We start from the raw sequence: 15,969 nt of genomic DNA on the forward strand, positions 1-15,969 counted from the left end.
GGCCGGGAGGGTAGGCCATGGACAGGCAATGGAAGCTGATATGCAAATTGAAGGATGTACCGCTGGGCGGTGGCGTGCGCCTGGTGCCGCGCGGGCTGGCGTGGCAGGAGTTGCCGGGCGTGGCGTTGTTCCGCACGGGTGAGGAGAGCGTGCATGCCGTGCTGGCCTGCGATAGCGCGCGCCGTTACTCGGTGAAGGTGGAGGGCATGAAGGTCTATCTCGACCTGGAGGAACTGAGTGCGCCCGCCAGCCAGGCCGAGGCGGCGCTGGCGGGGCAGTTTGGCGTGGCCACCAGCATGGTGGCTTACTGCTACTAGCGTGTCATTCCCGCGCAGGCGGGAATCCATGCTGAGCAAGCGTTCCATGGGTCCCCGCCTTCGCGGGGACGACGGGTCAGGGGCGGTTTTTTAGCTGCTGGTGCGCGTCGCGCAGCATCTTTTCTGTGGTGTCCCAGTCGATGCAGCCGTCGGTCACCGAGCAGCCGTACACCAGCTGGCTCAGGTCGGCCGGGATCTTCTGGTTGCCGCCGACGATGTTGGACTCGATCATCACGCCCACCAGCGACTTGTTGCCCTGCACGATCTGGTGGATGACGTCGGCCATCACCAGCGGTTGCAGCTCGGGCTTCTTGTAGCTGTTGGCGTGCGAGCAGTCGACCACCAGATTGGCCGGCAGCTTGGCCTTGGCCAGCGCCTGCTCGGCGATCGCGATCGACACCGAATCGTAGTTCGGACGGCCATCGCCGCCGCGCAGCACCACGTGGCCGTAGGCGTTGCCGCGGGTACGCACGATCGACACATTGCCCTGCGCGTTGATGCCCAGGAAGGAGTGCGGATGCGCCGACGACAGGATGGCGTTGATGGCGATGCCGATATCGCCATCGGTGCCGTTCTTGAAGCCGACCGGGGTCGACAGGCCGGACGACATTTCGCGGTGGGTCTGCGATTCGGTGGTGCGGGCGCCGATGGCGGTCCAGGCGATCAGGTCGCCCAGGTATTGCGGCGAGATCGGGTCGAGCGCCTCGGTGGCGGTCGGCAGGCCCAGCTCGCACACGTCCAGCAGGAACTGGCGCGCCTTTTCCATGCCGACGTTGACGCGGAAGGAGTCGTCCATGTCCGGATCATTGATATAACCCTTCCAGCCGGTGGTGGTGCGCGGCTTTTCGAAATACACGCGCATCACTAGCAGCATGGTGTCGGCCACCTCGGCCTGCAGCGCCTTGAGGCGGCTTGCATAGTCGAGGCCGGCTACCGGATCGTGGATCGAGCAGGGGCCGACCACCACGAACAGGCGCTTGTCCTTGCGGTCGATGATGTTGCGCAGGGCTTCGCGGCCCTTCATCACGGTCTCGGAGGCGGCGTCGGTCAGCGGCAGCTTGCTGTGCAAGGCTTCCGGCGACGGCATCGGCGCGAACGAGGTGACGTTGACGTTTTCAATGTCTGGGGAAATCATGATCTTTACACTGGTTTCATTTTCGGGAGCCAGATAGTGTAGCCGAAATGCGCCGTAGTGGTTTAAGCTGCTGCCATGACTACAACACATGAACCATTCCCGGCCGCGCGTTTCATCAAGGAAATCGGACGCGGCAAGAACGGCGCCCGCAGCATGACGCGCGATGACGCCCATGATCTTTATGAAGCCATGCTGAATGGCCGCGTCTCCGATCTGGAGCTGGGCGGCATCCTGCTGTCGATGCGCATCAAGGGCGAGTCGGTGGAGGAGATTGCCGGCTTCCTCGACGCGGCCGAGGCCAGCTTCGAGCCGTTCAACGCGCCGCCGGGCCAGTTCGCGCCGGTGGTGATCCCGACCTATAACGGCGCGCGCAAGATGGCCAACCTGACGCCGCTGCTGGCCATGCTGCTGGCGCGCGAGGGTGTGCCGGTGCTGGTGCACGGCGTGGCGACCGACCTGGGCCGTGTCGCCACGGCGGAGGTGTTTGCCGAGCTGGGCGTGGTGGCGGCGCGCCATCGCTCGGAGGCGGAGGAGTCCATGTCGCAGGGCAAGCCGGCCTTCATCACCATCGAGACCATGGCGCCCAAGCTGGCGCATATGCTGTCCTTGCGGCGCATTCTGGGCGTGCGCAATTCCACCCATACGTTGGTGAAGATCATGCAGCCGTTCGCCGGTCCCGCGCTGCGGCTGGTGTCGTACACGCATCCGGAGTATCTGGAGATGCTGGGCGAGTATTTCACCACCGCCGCCCTGCACGAGCGCGGCGATGCGTTCCTGATGCGCGGCACGGAAGGCGAGACGGTGGCCAATGCCAACAAGGCGCAGCAGATTGACTGGTTCCATGGCGGGCTGCGGACCACGCTGGTGCCCAAGCAGACTCTGGTGGGCGAGTTGCCGCTGCTGCCGGAGGATAAGAGCGCGGCGGCCACGGCGGGGTGGATACAGTCGGTGCTGAAAGGCGAGGTGGCGGTGCCGCCGCCGATCGCGGAACAGGTGGCGCAGTGTCTGCTGGTTTCGCGGACCGTGGCCTCGCGCCAGCATGTGAGCGAGCCGATAGCGTAGAATCTCGCCCTTTCGCGTCGCACGTCATTCCGGCGAAGGCCGGAATCCATAGAATGCATGCTCAGCATGGATTCCGGCTTTCGCCGGAATGACGGAGCAGCGGTGGCGATTTGAATCTGACGGGAACAACATGGCAAAGTTTGATGTGGCGGTAATCGGCGCGGGCGCGGCCGGGATGATGTGCGCGGCCACGGCCGCCCAGCGCGGCCTGCGCGTGGTGCTGATCGACCACGCCGCCAAGCTGGCCGAGAAAATCCGCATCTCGGGCGGCGGCCGCTGCAACTTCACCAACATCAACGCCGGCCCGGCCAACTTCCTGTCCGAGAACCCGCACTTCTGCAAGAGCGCCCTGTCGCGCTGCACCCCGCAGGACTTCCTGGCGCTGGTGAAAAAGCACCGCATCGGCTACCACGAGAAGCACAAAGGCCAACTGTTCTGCGACGACTCCGCCGAACAGATCATCGACATGCTCAAAGACGAGTGCGCCGCCGGCGACGTCCATTGGCGCATGCCGTGCAAGGTCGAGTCGCTGGAGCAGGGCGCCGAAGGTTTCGTCCTGCAAACCGACAGCGGCACCATCGAAGCCCCCAGCGTGGTGATCGCCACCGGCGGCCTGTCGATCCCGAAGATCGGCGCCACCGATTTCGGCTACCGTATCGCAAAACAATTCGACCTGCGCCTGGTCGAGCCGCGCCCGGCGCTGGTGCCGTTGACTTTCGACCCGCAACAGTGGGCGCCCTTCGTTGAAATGGCCGGCATCGCGCTGGAAGTGGACGTGGAAACCGGCTCGCTGAAAGGCCGCAACCCGAGCGGCGCGCGCTTCCGCGAAGACTTGCTGTTCACCCACCGCGGCCTGTCCGGCCCGGCGATCCTGCAGATTTCGTCCTACTGGCAGCCGGGTACGCCGATCGTGATCAACCTGCTGCCGGAACTGGATCTGGCCGCCACGCTCATCGAAGGCAAGAACACCATCAAGAAACAGCTGGGCAACGTGCTGTCCCAGTGGCTGCCGGCGCGGCTGGCCGAAGGTTTGCTGCTGGCCCACGGTTTCGCGCTCGACGCCCGCCTGGCCGACATGCCCGACGCCCAGCTGCGCAAGCTGGGCGCCGCCATCAACCAGTGGACCCTGACCCCCAACGGTTCCGAAGGCTACAAGAAAGCCGAAGTCACGCGCGGCGGCGTCGATACCCGCGAACTGTCGCAGCAAACCATGATGGCCACCAAGGTGCCGGGTCTGTATTTCATCGGTGAAACGGTCGACGTGACGGGGTGGCTGGGAGGCTACAACTTCCAGTGGGCATGGGCCTCGGGTGTGGCGGCGGGCCAGGCGGTTTGATATACTGGCGGTCTGCACGTTGTTGTTTTTCCTATGAAAGCCGCATGGCAGGCTGTGTTCAACGGCCTCGGGCTTCCATTTTCCGGAAAAAGATGCTATAGTCTCTGTCTCCCTATAACCTCCAACGGTTTGAATTTTTACATGACCACTATTCGCCTTAAAGAAAACGAGCCGTTCGAAGTCGCAATGCGTCGCTTCAAACGCACCATCGAAAAAACCGGTCTGCTGACCGAACTGCGCGCGCGCGAGTTCTACGAAAAGCCAACCGCGGAGCGCAAGCGCAAGCTGGCTGCTGCCGTTAAGCGTCACTACAAGCGTATCCGCAGCCAACAGCTGCCGAAAAAACTCTTCTAAGATCGCTTACGCAGGACAACCTGGCCTTGCCGGTTGTGTTTAGCGGCATCTAAGAGATACCCGCTCCAGCTTTTTAGCTGCGGCGGGTTTTCGCATTTTTACTCCACTATTTTCTGAAAGAAACGCCATGGGCTTGAAAGCACAGATTACCGAAGACATGAAAACCGCCATGCGCGCCAAGGAAGCCGGCCGCTTGGCGACCATCCGCCTGATCCTGGCGGAAATCAAGCGCAAGGAAGTGGATGAGCAGATCGAGGTCGACGATGCCCAGACCGTGGCCATCGTGGAAAAAATGATCAAGCAGCGCAAGGATTCCATCACCCAGTTCGAGGCCGGCGGCCGCGCCGACCTGGCCGACATCGAAAAAGCCGAACTGGCCGTGCTGAGCGCCTACATGCCCGCCGGCCTGTCGGACGAGGAAATCGCCGCCGAAGTGGCCGCCGCCGTGGCGGCCTCGGGCGCCGCCGGTCCGCAGGACATGGGCAAGGTCATGGGCATCGTCAAGCCGAAGCTGGCCGGCCGCGCCGACATGACCGTGGTGTCCGCGCTGGTGAAGAAAGCGCTGTCCCCGGCAGCCTAAGCAAGTCCGCCGCCGCGGCTTGATGTGCGTCAAAGCACATTGGCCGCGGCGGTATAGTCTGATCTACAACAAGACCGTTCAGCCCCCTGTGATCCCACAAACTTTTATCGCCGATTTGTTGAACCGCGTCGATATCGTCGACGTTGTCGGACGTTATGTGCAGCTGAAAAAAGGCGGCGCGAATTACATGGGCTTGTGCCCGTTCCACAATGAAAAGTCGCCCAGCTTCACGGTCAGTCCGACCAAGCAGTTTTACCACTGCTTCGGCTGCGGCGCGCATGGCACCTCGATTGGTTTCATGATCGAATACTCCGGCATGGGCTTTGTCGATGCCGTCAAAGAGCTGGCGCAAAGCGTCGGCATGGTGGTGCCCGAGCAGGACGACAAGATTCCGCCGGCGCAGCGCGCGCAGATGCAGGCCCAGACCATGGCCCTGACCGACGCCATGACGCGCGCCAGCGACTTCTTCAAGCTGCAGCTGCGCAGCGCGCCGAACGCCATCGCCTACCTGAAAAACCGTGGCCTGACCGGCGAGATCGCCGCCCGTTTCGGGCTGGGCTATGCGCCGCCGGGCTGGGACAATCTGCGTTCGGTGTTCCCCGACTACGACGCCACCGTGCTGGCCGAGTCCGGCCTGGTGATCGACCGCGTGGACGAGGATGGCGGCAACAAGAAACGCTACGACCGCTTCCGCGAGCGCGTCATGTTCCCCATCAAAAACACCAAGGGCCAGGTGATCGCCTTCGGCGGCCGGGTGCTGGATCAGGGCGAACCTAAGTACTTGAATTCCCCGGAAACGCCTTTATTTTCAAAGGGCTTCGAGCTGTATGGCTTGTTCGAGGCGCGCCAGGCGATCCGCGATGCGGGTTACGTGCTGGTGACGGAAGGCTATATGGACGTGGTGGCGCTGGCACAGATGGGTTTCCCGCAAGCGGTGGCGACCCTCGGCACGGCTTGCACCACCCACCATGTGCAGAAGCTGTTGCGTCAGACCGACACGGTGATCTTCAGTTTCGACGGCGACAAGGCCGGCCGCCGCGCCGCACGGCGCGCGCTGGAGGCCTGCCTGCCGCACGTGACGGACAACAAGACCATCAAGTTCCTGTTCCTTCCCACCGAGCACGATCCGGACAGCTATGTGCGCGCCTACGGCAAGGAAGCGTTCGAGCGGGAAATCCAGGAAGCCATGCCGCTGTCGCAGTTCCTGATCAAGGAAGCGGTGGGCGAGCATGACATGAGCAGCCCGGAAGGCCGGGCGCGCGCGCAGTTCGACGCCAAGCCGATGCTGCAGGCGATGACGCCAACCGCGTTGCGCCTGCAAATCGTGCACGCGCTGGCGCAGGTGACCATGACCTCGACCTACGAGATCGAATCGTTGTTCGAGTTGTCCCGCCCGGTGGCGCCGGCCAAGATCGCGCCGCCGAAAAGCGGGCGGCCGCAGCCGAAAGGGCTGGAGTTGCAGATCGTGCGCCTGCTGGTGGCGCACCCGTCGCTGGCGCTGGACGTCGACGCGGCGGCGCTGGCGGCCTTCCAGTTCTTCGGCGCGGAACCGGCCGAGCGGCTGGCGCAGCTGGTGGCATCGGCGCAAATGCTGGGGGAAGGCGGCAATTTCGCGGCATTTGCGCAGCATTTGAAGTCGCAGGGCGACGAGTACGACGGCATCATCGCGGAAATCGTCAAGGACCCGGAGTCGGAGCGCGACACCGAGCGGCTGGTGCTGCGGGCGGCGATCCGCCAGGTCAAGCACGACGCGCTCAAGCAGGAGTTGAGCCAGTTGTTCGCCTCCGGCCTGACGTCCGACGAGATCGGCGTGCGCTACCGCGAGCTGACCGCCCAGCAGGACCAGCTGCTGCGCGAGGCCCAGGCGGAATTGCCGAACCGATAAGTGTTGTTGTACGGTTTGTGACGTAATGTTTCTGTCATCATTCCAGCGGCGGACGTGGCGGTCTTCCCTCTGGAAATTGAAAAGTGACGTGCTATAATAAAACGCTAAGTGTTGTAATTTTTGGCATCGTTTTTCTGTTCAGAGTGTGTTTGTTTTCAGTGAGTTAGGCTCTTGATCGACGCGGAAGGACGGGTGTCGGCGGCCAGGGCCAGCCACGGTTGAGCAACGAGTCTGTTTGCTACCTAACCGAGTCGCGGTTTCTTGCCCCCACGCACGTGTCCGATGCAGTAGAATTCCTTGGAATTCTCTATAGACTCGGTCGGCCTGACCCAGGTGTAAGTAAGTCGTAGTATTGTCGGACTTGTGTAGTCGGCAAGTTCGAAGACGTAGTGATCCCGGAGGGATCGAAACTTTATCCGTAATCGAAAGCGCCTGTGCCAATCAAGAAACCTGAATCCAAAGCGGCTGAAAAGCCGACTAAAGTGAGCGCCAAATCCGCCAAGACAGCGGACAAGCCGGAGACGCGCGTTGCCAGCAAACCGCCAGCGGTCAGCCAGACCACGGACGCGGCCGCGCTGGCGGCGATCGACACGTCGGGTTACGTGCTGCCCACGGTCAAAGTGCCGGGCCGGCGCGGGCGCAAACCGAAAGAATTCCAGCCTGAGAACGACGAAGTCGCCGCGCTGAACGCGGTCGAGCGCGCCGAGCTCAAGGCCGTCGACAAGGCCAAGGCCAAGGACCGCAAGGCCAAGGAGAAGGCCCTGCTCAAGGACGCCTTCTCGTCCGACACCGAGGCCACCGAGGAAGAGCTCGAACGCCGCCGCCAGAAACTCAAGACCCTGATCAAGTTCGGCAAGGAGCGCGGCTTCCTGACCTACGCCGAGATCAACGACCACCTGCCGGACAACATCGTCGATCCGGAGGCGATCGAAGGCATCATCGGCACCTTCAACGACATGGGCATCGCCGTGTACGAGCACGCGCCCGACGCCGAGACGCTGCTGCTGTCCGACAATGTCGCCACCGTCACCAGCGATGACGAAGCCGAGGCGGCCGCCGAGGCGGCGCTGTCCACCGTCGACTCCGATTTCGGCCGCACCACCGACCCGGTCCGCATGTACATGCGCGAGATGGGCTCGGTCGAGCTGCTGACGCGCGAGGGCGAGATCGAGATCGCCAAGCGCATCGAGGATGGCCTGAAAGACATGATCCAGGCGATTTCCGCCTGCCCGGTGACGATCGCGGAAATCATCGCCGCCTCCGACCGCATCCGCGCCGACGAGATCAAGATCGACGAGATCGTCGACGGCCTGGTCGACGAAAACGAAGATGCCGCCGCGCCGGCGCCGACCGCCGCGTCGGACGAGGAAGAGGAAGAAGAGGACGAGGAAGAAGAGGAAGAAGAGGAAGAGGAAGAAGCCAGCCCTTCGGGCGCCGCGGCCGGCTACTCGGCCGAACAGCTGGAAGCCATGAAAGCGGCCTCGCTGGAAAAATTCGACGTCATCTCCCTGCAGTTCGACAAGATGCGCCGCGCCTTCGAGAAGGAGGGCTACAACTCCAAGGCCTACGTCAAGGCGCAGGAAGCGATCTCGGCCGAGCTGCTCGGCATCCGCTTCACCGCCAAGGTGGTCGAGAAGCTGTGCGACACCCTGCGCGGCCAGGTGGACGAGGTGCGCCACATCGAGAAGCAGATTCTGGACGTGGCCGTGAACAAGTGCGGCATGCCGCGCGCGCACTTCATCAAGGTCTTCCCCGGCAACGAAACCAATCTGGACTGGGTGGATGGCGAAGTGGCCGCCGGTCACGCCTACAGCGCCATCCTGGGCCGCAACATCCCGACCATCAAGGAGCTGCAACAGCGCCTGATCGACCTGCAGGCACGCGTGGTGCTGCCGCTGCCGGACCTGCGCAACATCAACCGCCAGATGGCGGCCGGTGAAATGAAGGCGCGCAAGGCCAAGCGTGAGATGACCGAGGCCAACCTGCGCCTGGTGATTTCGATCGCCAAGAAATACACCAACCGCGGCCTGCAGTTCCTCGACCTGATCCAGGAAGGCAACATCGGCCTGATGAAGGCGGTGGACAAGTTCGAATACCGTCGCGGCTACAAGTTCTCGACCTACGCCACGTGGTGGATCCGTCAGGCCATCACGCGCTCGATCGCCGACCAGGCACGCACCATCCGGATTCCGGTGCACATGATCGAGACCATCAACAAGATGAACCGCATCTCGCGCCAGATCCTGCAAGAGACCGGCGCCGAGCCGGACCCGGCAACGCTGGCCATCAAGATGGAAATGCCAGAGGACAAGATCCGCAAGATCATGAAGATCGCCAAGGAACCGATATCGATGGAGACGCCGATTGGCGACGACGATGATTCGCATCTGGGCGACTTCATCGAGGACAACAACACCCTGGCGCCGTCGGACGCGGCGCTGCACGCCTCGATGCGCGGCGTGGTGAAAGACGTGCTCGATTCGCTGACGCCGCGCGAAGCCAAGGTGCTGCGCATGCGCTTCGGCATCGAGATGTCGACCGACCACACGCTGGAAGAGGTGGGCAAGCAGTTCGACGTGACGCGCGAGCGCATCCGCCAGATCGAGGCCAAAGCCTTGCGCAAGCTGCGTCACCCGAGCCGTTCCGACAAGCTGAAGAGTTTCCTGGAAGGTAACTAAGGCTTGACTGGGGTAGGGGGAGCCTATATGCTCCCGTGTTCTTCGGGCCCTTAGCTCATGCTTGGTTAGAGCAGAGGACTCATAATCCTTTGGTGCGCGGTTCGACTCCGCGAGGGCCTACCAATTTGCTTAAAGCTTGAAATCAAGCCCTTACGAGAAATCGTGAGGGCTTTTTTTTCGCTTTCATATTCCGTCTGTTAGGGTTTGAGATGTCGTCGTTGTAGCATGGCTTCCAGATCCCGGCTGGTATGGCAAACCAAAGGGATGGTGAACGCTGTGGGTGTCTGTTCGAAAATTATTCTGTGAGGACCGGCGAGTAGCTCACGGTACGTGTTGATGTTTAAATCGGCCAGCTTGAATGGGAAATTCTTTGTTCCTTGATGGGCTGTGTTGCCACTACTTCGCTGCTGCCTAAGGTAGTCATGGATTTCACGGACGTCTTCCTTGGCGGCGTCAGTCCAGTAGATTTTCATCTGCTGGATTTCCGGTCTTCCTCCGCCAGCTCGGCAAAGAAGTCATCGTGATCGGTGATTTTTCCTTCTTCGATTTCTCTTTGGCCGTGTGCAAGTATGCGCAGTTGGAAGTCAGGAAGCTGACTGGATGAGAGTTGGGCTGTGAGCTCATGTTTGGCACCTCTGATGCAGAATGGTTTGTCAATCGTAGCACTGTTTTTTCCGGCTCCGCATGATGCAGGGCAGCGTATTGATAAAGCCCAGTCATGTGACTGTAATGCCGTTCAGTTAGCGCTTAATTCGTCATTCCGGCGAAAGCCGGAATCCATAGAACGCATGCGTAACCACAGCGCATGCGTTCTATGGGCCGCGCCGGCGGACCGTCCGCCTTCGCCGGAACGACGCCGTTTAACTGAACGGCATTCCAGTCATGTGACTGGGCTTTGTTTTATCGAGTCACTTTGACTGGGTCGGGCTGTCGGTAGCGGCGCTCTTGGTCCCGCCGTTGGCGGAGCCGTTGCCCGACGCCGAGCCGCTGGCATTGAACGATGGCTGTACTGCGCTTGCCGCGTCGGTGGTGTCGCGCGCGCCGCTGACGGCGGATTGTTTGCTGCCCTTGGCGGTGTCCGATGCGGTGGCCACGCTTGACTGGGCGTAGCCGCGGGTGTTGTCGGCCTGGGTTTTGACGCCGTCGCGAACCGGTGCGGCGGTGCCGCGCGCGCCTTGCAGGGCGCTGCCTGCCACTTGGCCGATGCCGCCACTGTCCGCGTTGGCCGAGGCTTGGGCGTTGCCGCTGCCACTACCGCTACCGGTGACGCCGCTCAGCAAGCCGCCTTGCGCTGGCGTAGGCGCCGACGTCGCGGCAGGCGTCGGCGTGACCGATTGCGCATTGCCGCTTGCTGCGTTACTGTTTGTCTTGTTGGCGTTGCGCGTCGCGCGCAGGTCGTCGGTGTTGATCGCGCTGGTGGCGGAGCGGCTGCGGTCCAGCAGGGCGCTGTTGCCGCCGATGTTGCTCATGCCGCTGAGCTGGCCGCCGAAATTGCCGGCGCCGCCGATCATGCCGCCGACCGCGCCGCCGCGACCCAGCAGTTGTGCGTGGGCCGAGCAGGCCACACCGATGGACAGGGCGATCAGCAGGTGTTTGGCGATGGTGGTGTTTTTCATGATGTTCTCCTTGATGTCCGCCGCAGACCATCTGCGGCGCTTGTAAGGAAAACGCGTGGGCTCAACGGTTTAATCCATCGTCCTGAAAAAAATTTTTGAATTAACGGAATGCCGAGGGATCGGCGCGGTATTTCGCGCCCAGCACGCCATAGCCGACCTCGGGATTTTGCATGCCGGACGCGTTGCCCGATGCGCTTTTCACCGCGTCGGCAATTGCCCGCTTGGCGCCATCAAGCGAAGGTTGGCGCAAGTCGTTGGCCAACAGCGCCGCCACGATGGGCGACGCGAACGAGGTTCCGCGCACGGTGCGGTAAGGCGGGCTGCCGATGGCGGCGCTGACCATCTGGTTGCCCGGCGCGGCAAACATGACTTGCGGACCGCGCGCCGCTTCCGGCAATGGCTGGCCGCGCTTGTCGACGCCGCTGACGCCCACCACGCCCGGATAACTGGCCGGATACAGCGGCGCCGCCGCCGGCCCGTCATTGCCGACCGCCGCCACCAGCAGGTGGCCGCGCTTGACCATGCCGGCCACCACCCGTTCCAGTATCTGGTTGGGCGGACCCACCAGACTCAGATTGATCACCGCCACCTGCTCGCGGGCCATCCAGTCCAGCGCCGCCGCGATGCGCGCGGCTGAACCACCGGTCGCGCTGTCGCAATAGATATCCGCCGCGTACAAGGCCGCCTGCGGCGCCACGCCGCGAAATCGATCGGAGCGCCCGACCATTAGCGCCGCCACCGCCGTGCCGTGCGCGCTGGGATGATCCTTGCCGTCGCAGCCCCATGGCAGGATGCGGGCGTCCGAGAACACCTCATGCTCACGCGCGATGCCGCTGTCGACCAGCCCGACCTTGAGGGCGTTGGCCGCGCGCGGCAGGGGCTGTGGCGCGCCGGATGATGGCTGCTCCATCGGCTGCGCCGCGCTGCCGGTGTAGACGTGGTTGAAGTCGTACACGCCCTCCGGATCGAGCTGACGCAAGCGCTCCAGCATGGCGGCGGTATCGATCTGGCCGGGCACGCGCAGCACCACGGTGGATGCTCCCGCCTCCGCTTCGACCACGATCAACCCGGCGGCGCGGGCCGCGGCCAGGCTGGCGTCGCTGGGCGACCACGCAAGTATTTCGTGGCGCACCACCGGCTCGCCACGCGGGTCGGGTTCCAGCACGTCGCGATGCTGGCGCAACAGGTTGGCGACCTGTTTCAGGCGCGCGGCGCCGAGGTCGCCGATGTCGGTGCGGTCCAGCAGGCGGCCGCTGTCGCGCAACAGTGGATTGAGTGTATCGGTCACGCGAGGCAATTGCGGCAGCTGCACGTTCGGCAAGCGCAGCTGGGCGCTGGCGTCGGCGGCGCCCAGCAGGCATATGGCGGCAACAAGTAGCGTTCGTATCGGCATGATGACGGATGATAGTATAAGCATGGGACTGCATGATGAATAAACGTTTGAGACAGGGATTAAAATCCCTCGCGCCGTCGTTAACCAGATAACCATGATCCAACAAGAGATTGCCGCCTTGCTGCCGCGCCTGCGCCGCTTCGCCCGCACCATCACCTATAACCGTGAGGATGCGGACGATCTGGTACAGATCGCGCTGGAGCGGGGCCTGGGCCGCAGCGAGCAATGGGAACCAGGCACGCGCCTGGACAGCTGGCTGTTCCGCATCATGAAGAATGCGTGGATAGATGAGGTGCGCTCGCGCATGCGGCGCGACGCGGTGTTCGAGCCGGAGGAGGCCGGCGAGCATGTGGGCGACGATTACGCCGAGGCGCACCAGCAGCGCATGGCCATCCAGCAGGCGGTCAGCCGCCTGTCGGACGAGCACCGGATGGTGGTGGCGCTGGTGCTGGTCGATGGCTTGCCGTACAAGGAGGCGGCCGAGGTGCTGGAGATCCCCATCGGCACCTTGACCAGCCGCCTGGTGCGCGCCCGCGCGGCGCTGCAGGAACTGTTATCCGATCAAGCAAGGAAGGTGTGATGAAATTTTCCGACGAAACCCTGATGGCCTACGCCGACGGCGAACTGGACGGCGCCGAGCGCGCCGAGATCGAACGCGCGCTGGAGGCCGATCCGGCGCTGGCCGAGCGCGTGGCGCAGCATCAGTCCTTGCGCTCGGATGTGTTCGCGGCGTTCGCGCCCATCCTCGACGAACCGGTGCCGCCCGCGCTGACGGCGGCGGCGTTGCCGGGCAAGGTGGCCGACCTGAACGCGGCGCGCGCCGCGCGCGAGGAACGGGCCGCGCCGGCGCCGCGTCGCTGGTCGTGGCCGGAGTGGGGCGCGATCGCGGCCACGCTGGCGGTTGGCGTGCTGGTCGGCGGCATGATGGGCGGTACCGGCGGCGGCACCGCTTTGACGGTGGCGCAGGGCGCCGGCGGCAAGCTGGTGGCCCAGGGGCCGCTGGCGATCGCCCTGTCGCAACAACTGGCGGCCGGCGAAGGCGCGGTGCGCATCGGCGTCAGTTTCGCCGCCAAGGATGGCTCGCTGTGCCGCAGCTTCATCATGAACGGCACGGCGGGACTGGCCTGCCGCAACGGCGACGCGTGGCAGGTGCCGGTCATCGCCGAGGCGGCCGGCGCCGCGGCCGGCGATTACCGGCAGGCCGGCAGCGCCATGCCATCGGCGGTGCTGGACGCCATCGACGCCCGGATCGCCGGCCCCGCGCTCGATGCGAATGGTGAGCAGGAGGCCTTGCGGCGTGGCTGGCACGCCAAGTCCGCGCAATGATTCATGATTCTGATTGCGCGGGCCGGCTTTTTCGGTTGCGGATACATTAAAATTGCCGATATGAGCACTACAACCAAAGGAGACAGGAATGATCAACAGGAATCGACGGGATCTTGCAATCGCCGCTGGTAGCGCTATCACTATGGCGGCCATGGGCTTGCCGGTGATGGCGGCCACGCCGGGACGCAAGCTGGGCTATGCGATAGTCGGGCTGGGCGGGTACGGGCTGGGCGTGATCATTCCGCAGTTCAAAAACTGCCAGCACAGCAAGCTGGTGGCGCTGGTCAGCGGCGATCCGGCCAAGGCCAAGCGCGTGGCCGCCGAGTATGGCGTGCCGGAACGTGGCATCTACAATTACCAGAATTTCGACAGCATCAAGGACAATCCGGACATCGACATCGTCTACGTCTGCCTGCCGGTGTCGATGCACGCCGAGTACACCATCCGCGCCGCCGCCGCCGGCAAGCATGTGATGTGCGAGAAGCCGATGGCGGTGTCCTCGGCCGAGTGCGAGGCCATGATCGCCGCCTGCAAGAAGGCCGGCAAGAAACTGATGATCGGCTATCGCTGCCATTTCGAGGCCTACAACCTGGAAGCGGTGCGCCGCGCCCGCGCCGGCGAGATCGGCAAGCTGCGCTATTTCCGCTCCGAGCACGGTTTCACCATGAACAACCCCAACGCCTGGCGTTTGAAGAAGGCGCTGTCTGGCGGCGGTTCGCTGATGGATATCGGCATTTACGCGCTGAACGCGGCACGTTACATGACGGGCGAGGAGCCGGTCTCGGTCTACGCCAAGGAGACCACCGACCGCAACGATCCACGCTTCCGCGAGGTGGAGGACATGATCGAGTTCCAGCTGGAGTTCCCGTCGGGGGTGATCGGTTCCTGCATGTCGATGTACAGCGCCAACCAGAACCATATCCTGCTGATGGGCGACAAGGGCCGCATCGACATGGAGCCGGGCACGCGCTACGACGGCAACCGGCTGTGGGTGGGCCAGGATCGCAGCAACGAGATCAAGCCGGCGCCAGGGCCGGGCGCCACCCAGTGGGCGGCCCAGCTGGACCACCTGTCGCTGTGCGTGATCAACAACCGCGAGCCGATCGTGGCCGGCGAGGAGGGCCTGCGCGACATCCGCATCATCGAGGCGGTGTATCGCTCGGCGCGCGAGCAGAAGCGCATCGCGCTGGGATAAGCCGTCAGGCGGCGCTTTCCTCCGCCGCCCGCACGTCCACCATGGCGACCACCAGGTCCGCCGTGGTCAGGAACTCTTTCAGCGGGAAGCCATCTTCCAGCGCCACCACGGCGCCGTCGGCGATGGCGGCGTCGCCCTCGATCTTGTTGGCGCTGTAGGGCATGTAGGCAAACTGCGGGAAGCGGGCCTGGCCGCGCTTGGCGATGTCGGCCACGGTGCGCGGCGCCGCGCGCAGCAGGCCGTTGCGCACGCGCCGCTGGCGCTCGTCGCGGCGCTGCTTGAGCTGTTCGGTCAGGCGCGGGATCTCCTCGCTCAGCCGGTCGGCCTCCGCTTGCTGGCTTTGCAATTCCTCATCGCTCAGCGCTTCTTCCCATTGCGTCAGCTTCAGCAGGCCGCGCTTGTGCATGGTTTGGCGCTGCAGGTCGATTTCCAGCGTGGACAGGCGCGTCTTGTGCTGCTCGAGCATTTGCAGCACGCCGGCGTCGCCGTTGGCGCGGTGCCATTTGTCGTTGAAATCGAACACCAGGCCGTCGAAGTAAAAATACATCGGCAGTGCGCGCGGGGATTCCAGCACCTGCTGCGGGCTCATGTTCCAGCGCTCGGCCAGTTCGGCCAGCGTGAGAGTCAGTGGTTCTATGGTAGGCATGGCGGTATTTTCGCACCTGAGACAGTAAAATGTCACTCTTGCCGCAAGGAGTGATCGAAGATGATGTTTTTAAAAGTGCCGTTCGCGGAAAAAGATGAAGCCAAGGCGCTGGGCGCACGCTGGAACAATGAGCGCAAATCGTGGTACGTGCCGGACGGCAAGCCAGTCGAGGCGTTCGAGCGCTGGCTGCCGCCGGGCGGCGCCGATTTCGTGCCGGCCGTGGCCAAGCCTTCCATCAAGTCACGCCCGGTGATGACGGATTCGTACGCCGGCAAGCCGGTGATTGGCCGCTATTACGTGGAGTTGCAGCACGATTGCGATCCGTTCGAGGTTTGTCCGGTATGCGCGCCGAAACTGGCCAGTTCCGGCTGGCAAGGCCACTACGATGATGTTGCAAAGATGCTAAAGCCGTTGCGGCCGGCATAGGCTTCCTTTATTCTCGTGCC

At 63.5% G+C, this 15,969-nt stretch carries 16 protein-coding genes and 1 tRNA gene; 12 read left to right on the forward strand and 5 right to left on the reverse strand.

Annotation, left to right across the window (positions count from 1 at the left end; translation table 11 throughout):
- Positions 1-17: 17 nt before the first annotated feature.
- Positions 18-317: a hypothetical protein gene (locus FHW83_RS04270; protein WP_176645126.1), complete on the forward strand. Its 300-nt coding sequence runs from the start codon at positions 18-20 to the stop codon at positions 315-317.
- A 76-nt stretch (positions 318-393) separates the two neighbouring features.
- Here FHW83_RS04270 and FHW83_RS04275 read toward each other — a convergent pair whose 3' ends face one another.
- Complete coding sequence (locus FHW83_RS04275; protein WP_176645127.1) at positions 394-1,452, reverse strand: 3-deoxy-7-phosphoheptulonate synthase; 1,059 nt, start codon at positions 1,450-1,452, stop codon at positions 394-396.
- A 75-nt stretch (positions 1,453-1,527) separates the two neighbouring features.
- Between FHW83_RS04275 and ybiB the strand changes: the two genes are divergently transcribed.
- The 7 genes from ybiB to FHW83_RS04310 all read left to right on the forward strand — a co-directional run bounded on the left by ybiB (position 1,528) and on the right by FHW83_RS04310 (position 9,470).
- Positions 1,528-2,514 carry a DNA-binding protein YbiB gene (gene ybiB / locus FHW83_RS04280; protein WP_176645128.1) on the forward strand — a complete coding sequence of 329 codons (987 nt, stop codon included), beginning with the start codon at positions 1,528-1,530 and terminating at the stop codon, positions 2,512-2,514.
- A 130-nt stretch (positions 2,515-2,644) separates the two neighbouring features.
- A complete protein-coding gene (locus FHW83_RS04285; protein ID WP_176645129.1) occupies positions 2,645-3,850 on the forward strand; it encodes an NAD(P)/FAD-dependent oxidoreductase in 1,206 nt (401 codons plus the stop codon).
- Positions 3,851-3,991: 141 nt separating this feature from the next.
- Positions 3,992-4,204, forward strand: a complete 213-nt coding sequence (rpsU, locus tag FHW83_RS04290; RefSeq protein ID WP_008451879.1) for a 30S ribosomal protein S21 — start codon at positions 3,992-3,994, stop codon at positions 4,202-4,204.
- Positions 4,205-4,331: 127 nt separating this feature from the next.
- On the forward strand, positions 4,332-4,784 hold the full coding sequence (locus FHW83_RS04295) for a GatB/YqeY domain-containing protein (RefSeq protein ID WP_176645130.1): 453 nt from the start codon (positions 4,332-4,334) through the stop codon (positions 4,782-4,784).
- Between the two features lie 88 nt (positions 4,785-4,872).
- Entirely contained in the window at positions 4,873-6,669 is a 1,797-nt protein-coding gene (gene dnaG / locus FHW83_RS04300; protein WP_373997162.1) for a DNA primase, read from the forward strand.
- Between the two features lie 482 nt (positions 6,670-7,151).
- Positions 7,152-9,347, forward strand: coding sequence for an RNA polymerase sigma factor RpoD (rpoD, locus tag FHW83_RS04305; RefSeq protein WP_373997163.1), 2,196 nt, complete (start codon positions 7,152-7,154; stop codon positions 9,345-9,347).
- A 44-nt stretch (positions 9,348-9,391) separates the two neighbouring features.
- Positions 9,392-9,470: transfer RNA gene (locus tag FHW83_RS04310), tRNA-Ile, on the forward strand.
- A 74-nt stretch (positions 9,471-9,544) separates the two neighbouring features.
- Here the strand turns inward: FHW83_RS04310 and FHW83_RS04315 are convergent.
- From FHW83_RS04315 to FHW83_RS04325, 3 genes are all read right to left on the reverse strand, one after another.
- Positions 9,545-9,820 carry a type II toxin-antitoxin system RelE/ParE family toxin gene (locus FHW83_RS04315; protein WP_176645133.1) on the reverse strand — a complete coding sequence of 92 codons (276 nt, stop codon included), beginning with the start codon at positions 9,818-9,820 and terminating at the stop codon, positions 9,545-9,547.
- Positions 9,821-10,255: 435 nt separating this feature from the next.
- Positions 10,256-10,963, reverse strand: a complete 708-nt coding sequence (locus tag FHW83_RS04320) for a hypothetical protein (RefSeq protein WP_176645134.1) — start codon at positions 10,961-10,963, stop codon at positions 10,256-10,258.
- 100 nt (positions 10,964-11,063) lie between these two features.
- Positions 11,064-12,356 (reverse strand): S8 family serine peptidase, encoded by a 1,293-nt coding sequence (locus FHW83_RS04325; RefSeq protein ID WP_176645135.1) that lies wholly within the window; start codon positions 12,354-12,356, stop codon positions 11,064-11,066.
- A gap of 94 nt (positions 12,357-12,450) precedes the next feature.
- Here FHW83_RS04325 and FHW83_RS04330 point away from each other — a divergent pair, with 94 nt between their 5' ends.
- The 3 genes from FHW83_RS04330 (at position 12,451) to FHW83_RS04340 (ending at position 14,877) form a co-directional block, all read left to right on the forward strand.
- Positions 12,451-12,936, forward strand: a complete 486-nt coding sequence (locus FHW83_RS04330; protein ID WP_176645136.1) for an RNA polymerase sigma factor — start codon at positions 12,451-12,453, stop codon at positions 12,934-12,936.
- Positions 12,936-13,682 carry an anti-sigma factor gene (locus FHW83_RS04335; protein WP_176645137.1) on the forward strand — a complete coding sequence of 249 codons (747 nt, stop codon included), beginning with the start codon at positions 12,936-12,938 and terminating at the stop codon, positions 13,680-13,682. The genes FHW83_RS04330 and FHW83_RS04335 overlap by 1 nt, the downstream gene beginning before the upstream one ends.
- 142 nt (positions 13,683-13,824) lie before the next feature.
- On the forward strand, positions 13,825-14,877 hold the full coding sequence (locus tag FHW83_RS04340; protein ID WP_229224015.1) for a Gfo/Idh/MocA family protein: 1,053 nt from the start codon (positions 13,825-13,827) through the stop codon (positions 14,875-14,877).
- 4 nt (positions 14,878-14,881) lie between these two features.
- Here FHW83_RS04340 and FHW83_RS04345 read toward each other — a convergent pair whose 3' ends face one another.
- Complete coding sequence (locus FHW83_RS04345; RefSeq protein WP_176645139.1) at positions 14,882-15,523, reverse strand: hypothetical protein; 642 nt, start codon at positions 15,521-15,523, stop codon at positions 14,882-14,884.
- 60 nt (positions 15,524-15,583) lie between these two features.
- Here FHW83_RS04345 and FHW83_RS04350 point away from each other — a divergent pair, with 60 nt between their 5' ends.
- Positions 15,584-15,949: a DUF5710 domain-containing protein gene (locus tag FHW83_RS04350; RefSeq protein WP_176645140.1), complete on the forward strand. Its 366-nt coding sequence runs from the start codon at positions 15,584-15,586 to the stop codon at positions 15,947-15,949.
- Positions 15,950-15,969 lie beyond the last annotated feature (20 nt).

Origin of the sequence: Duganella sp. SG902, assembly GCF_013376005.1 — a bacterium.
GTDB lineage: Bacteria > Pseudomonadota > Gammaproteobacteria > Burkholderiales > Burkholderiaceae_D > Rugamonas.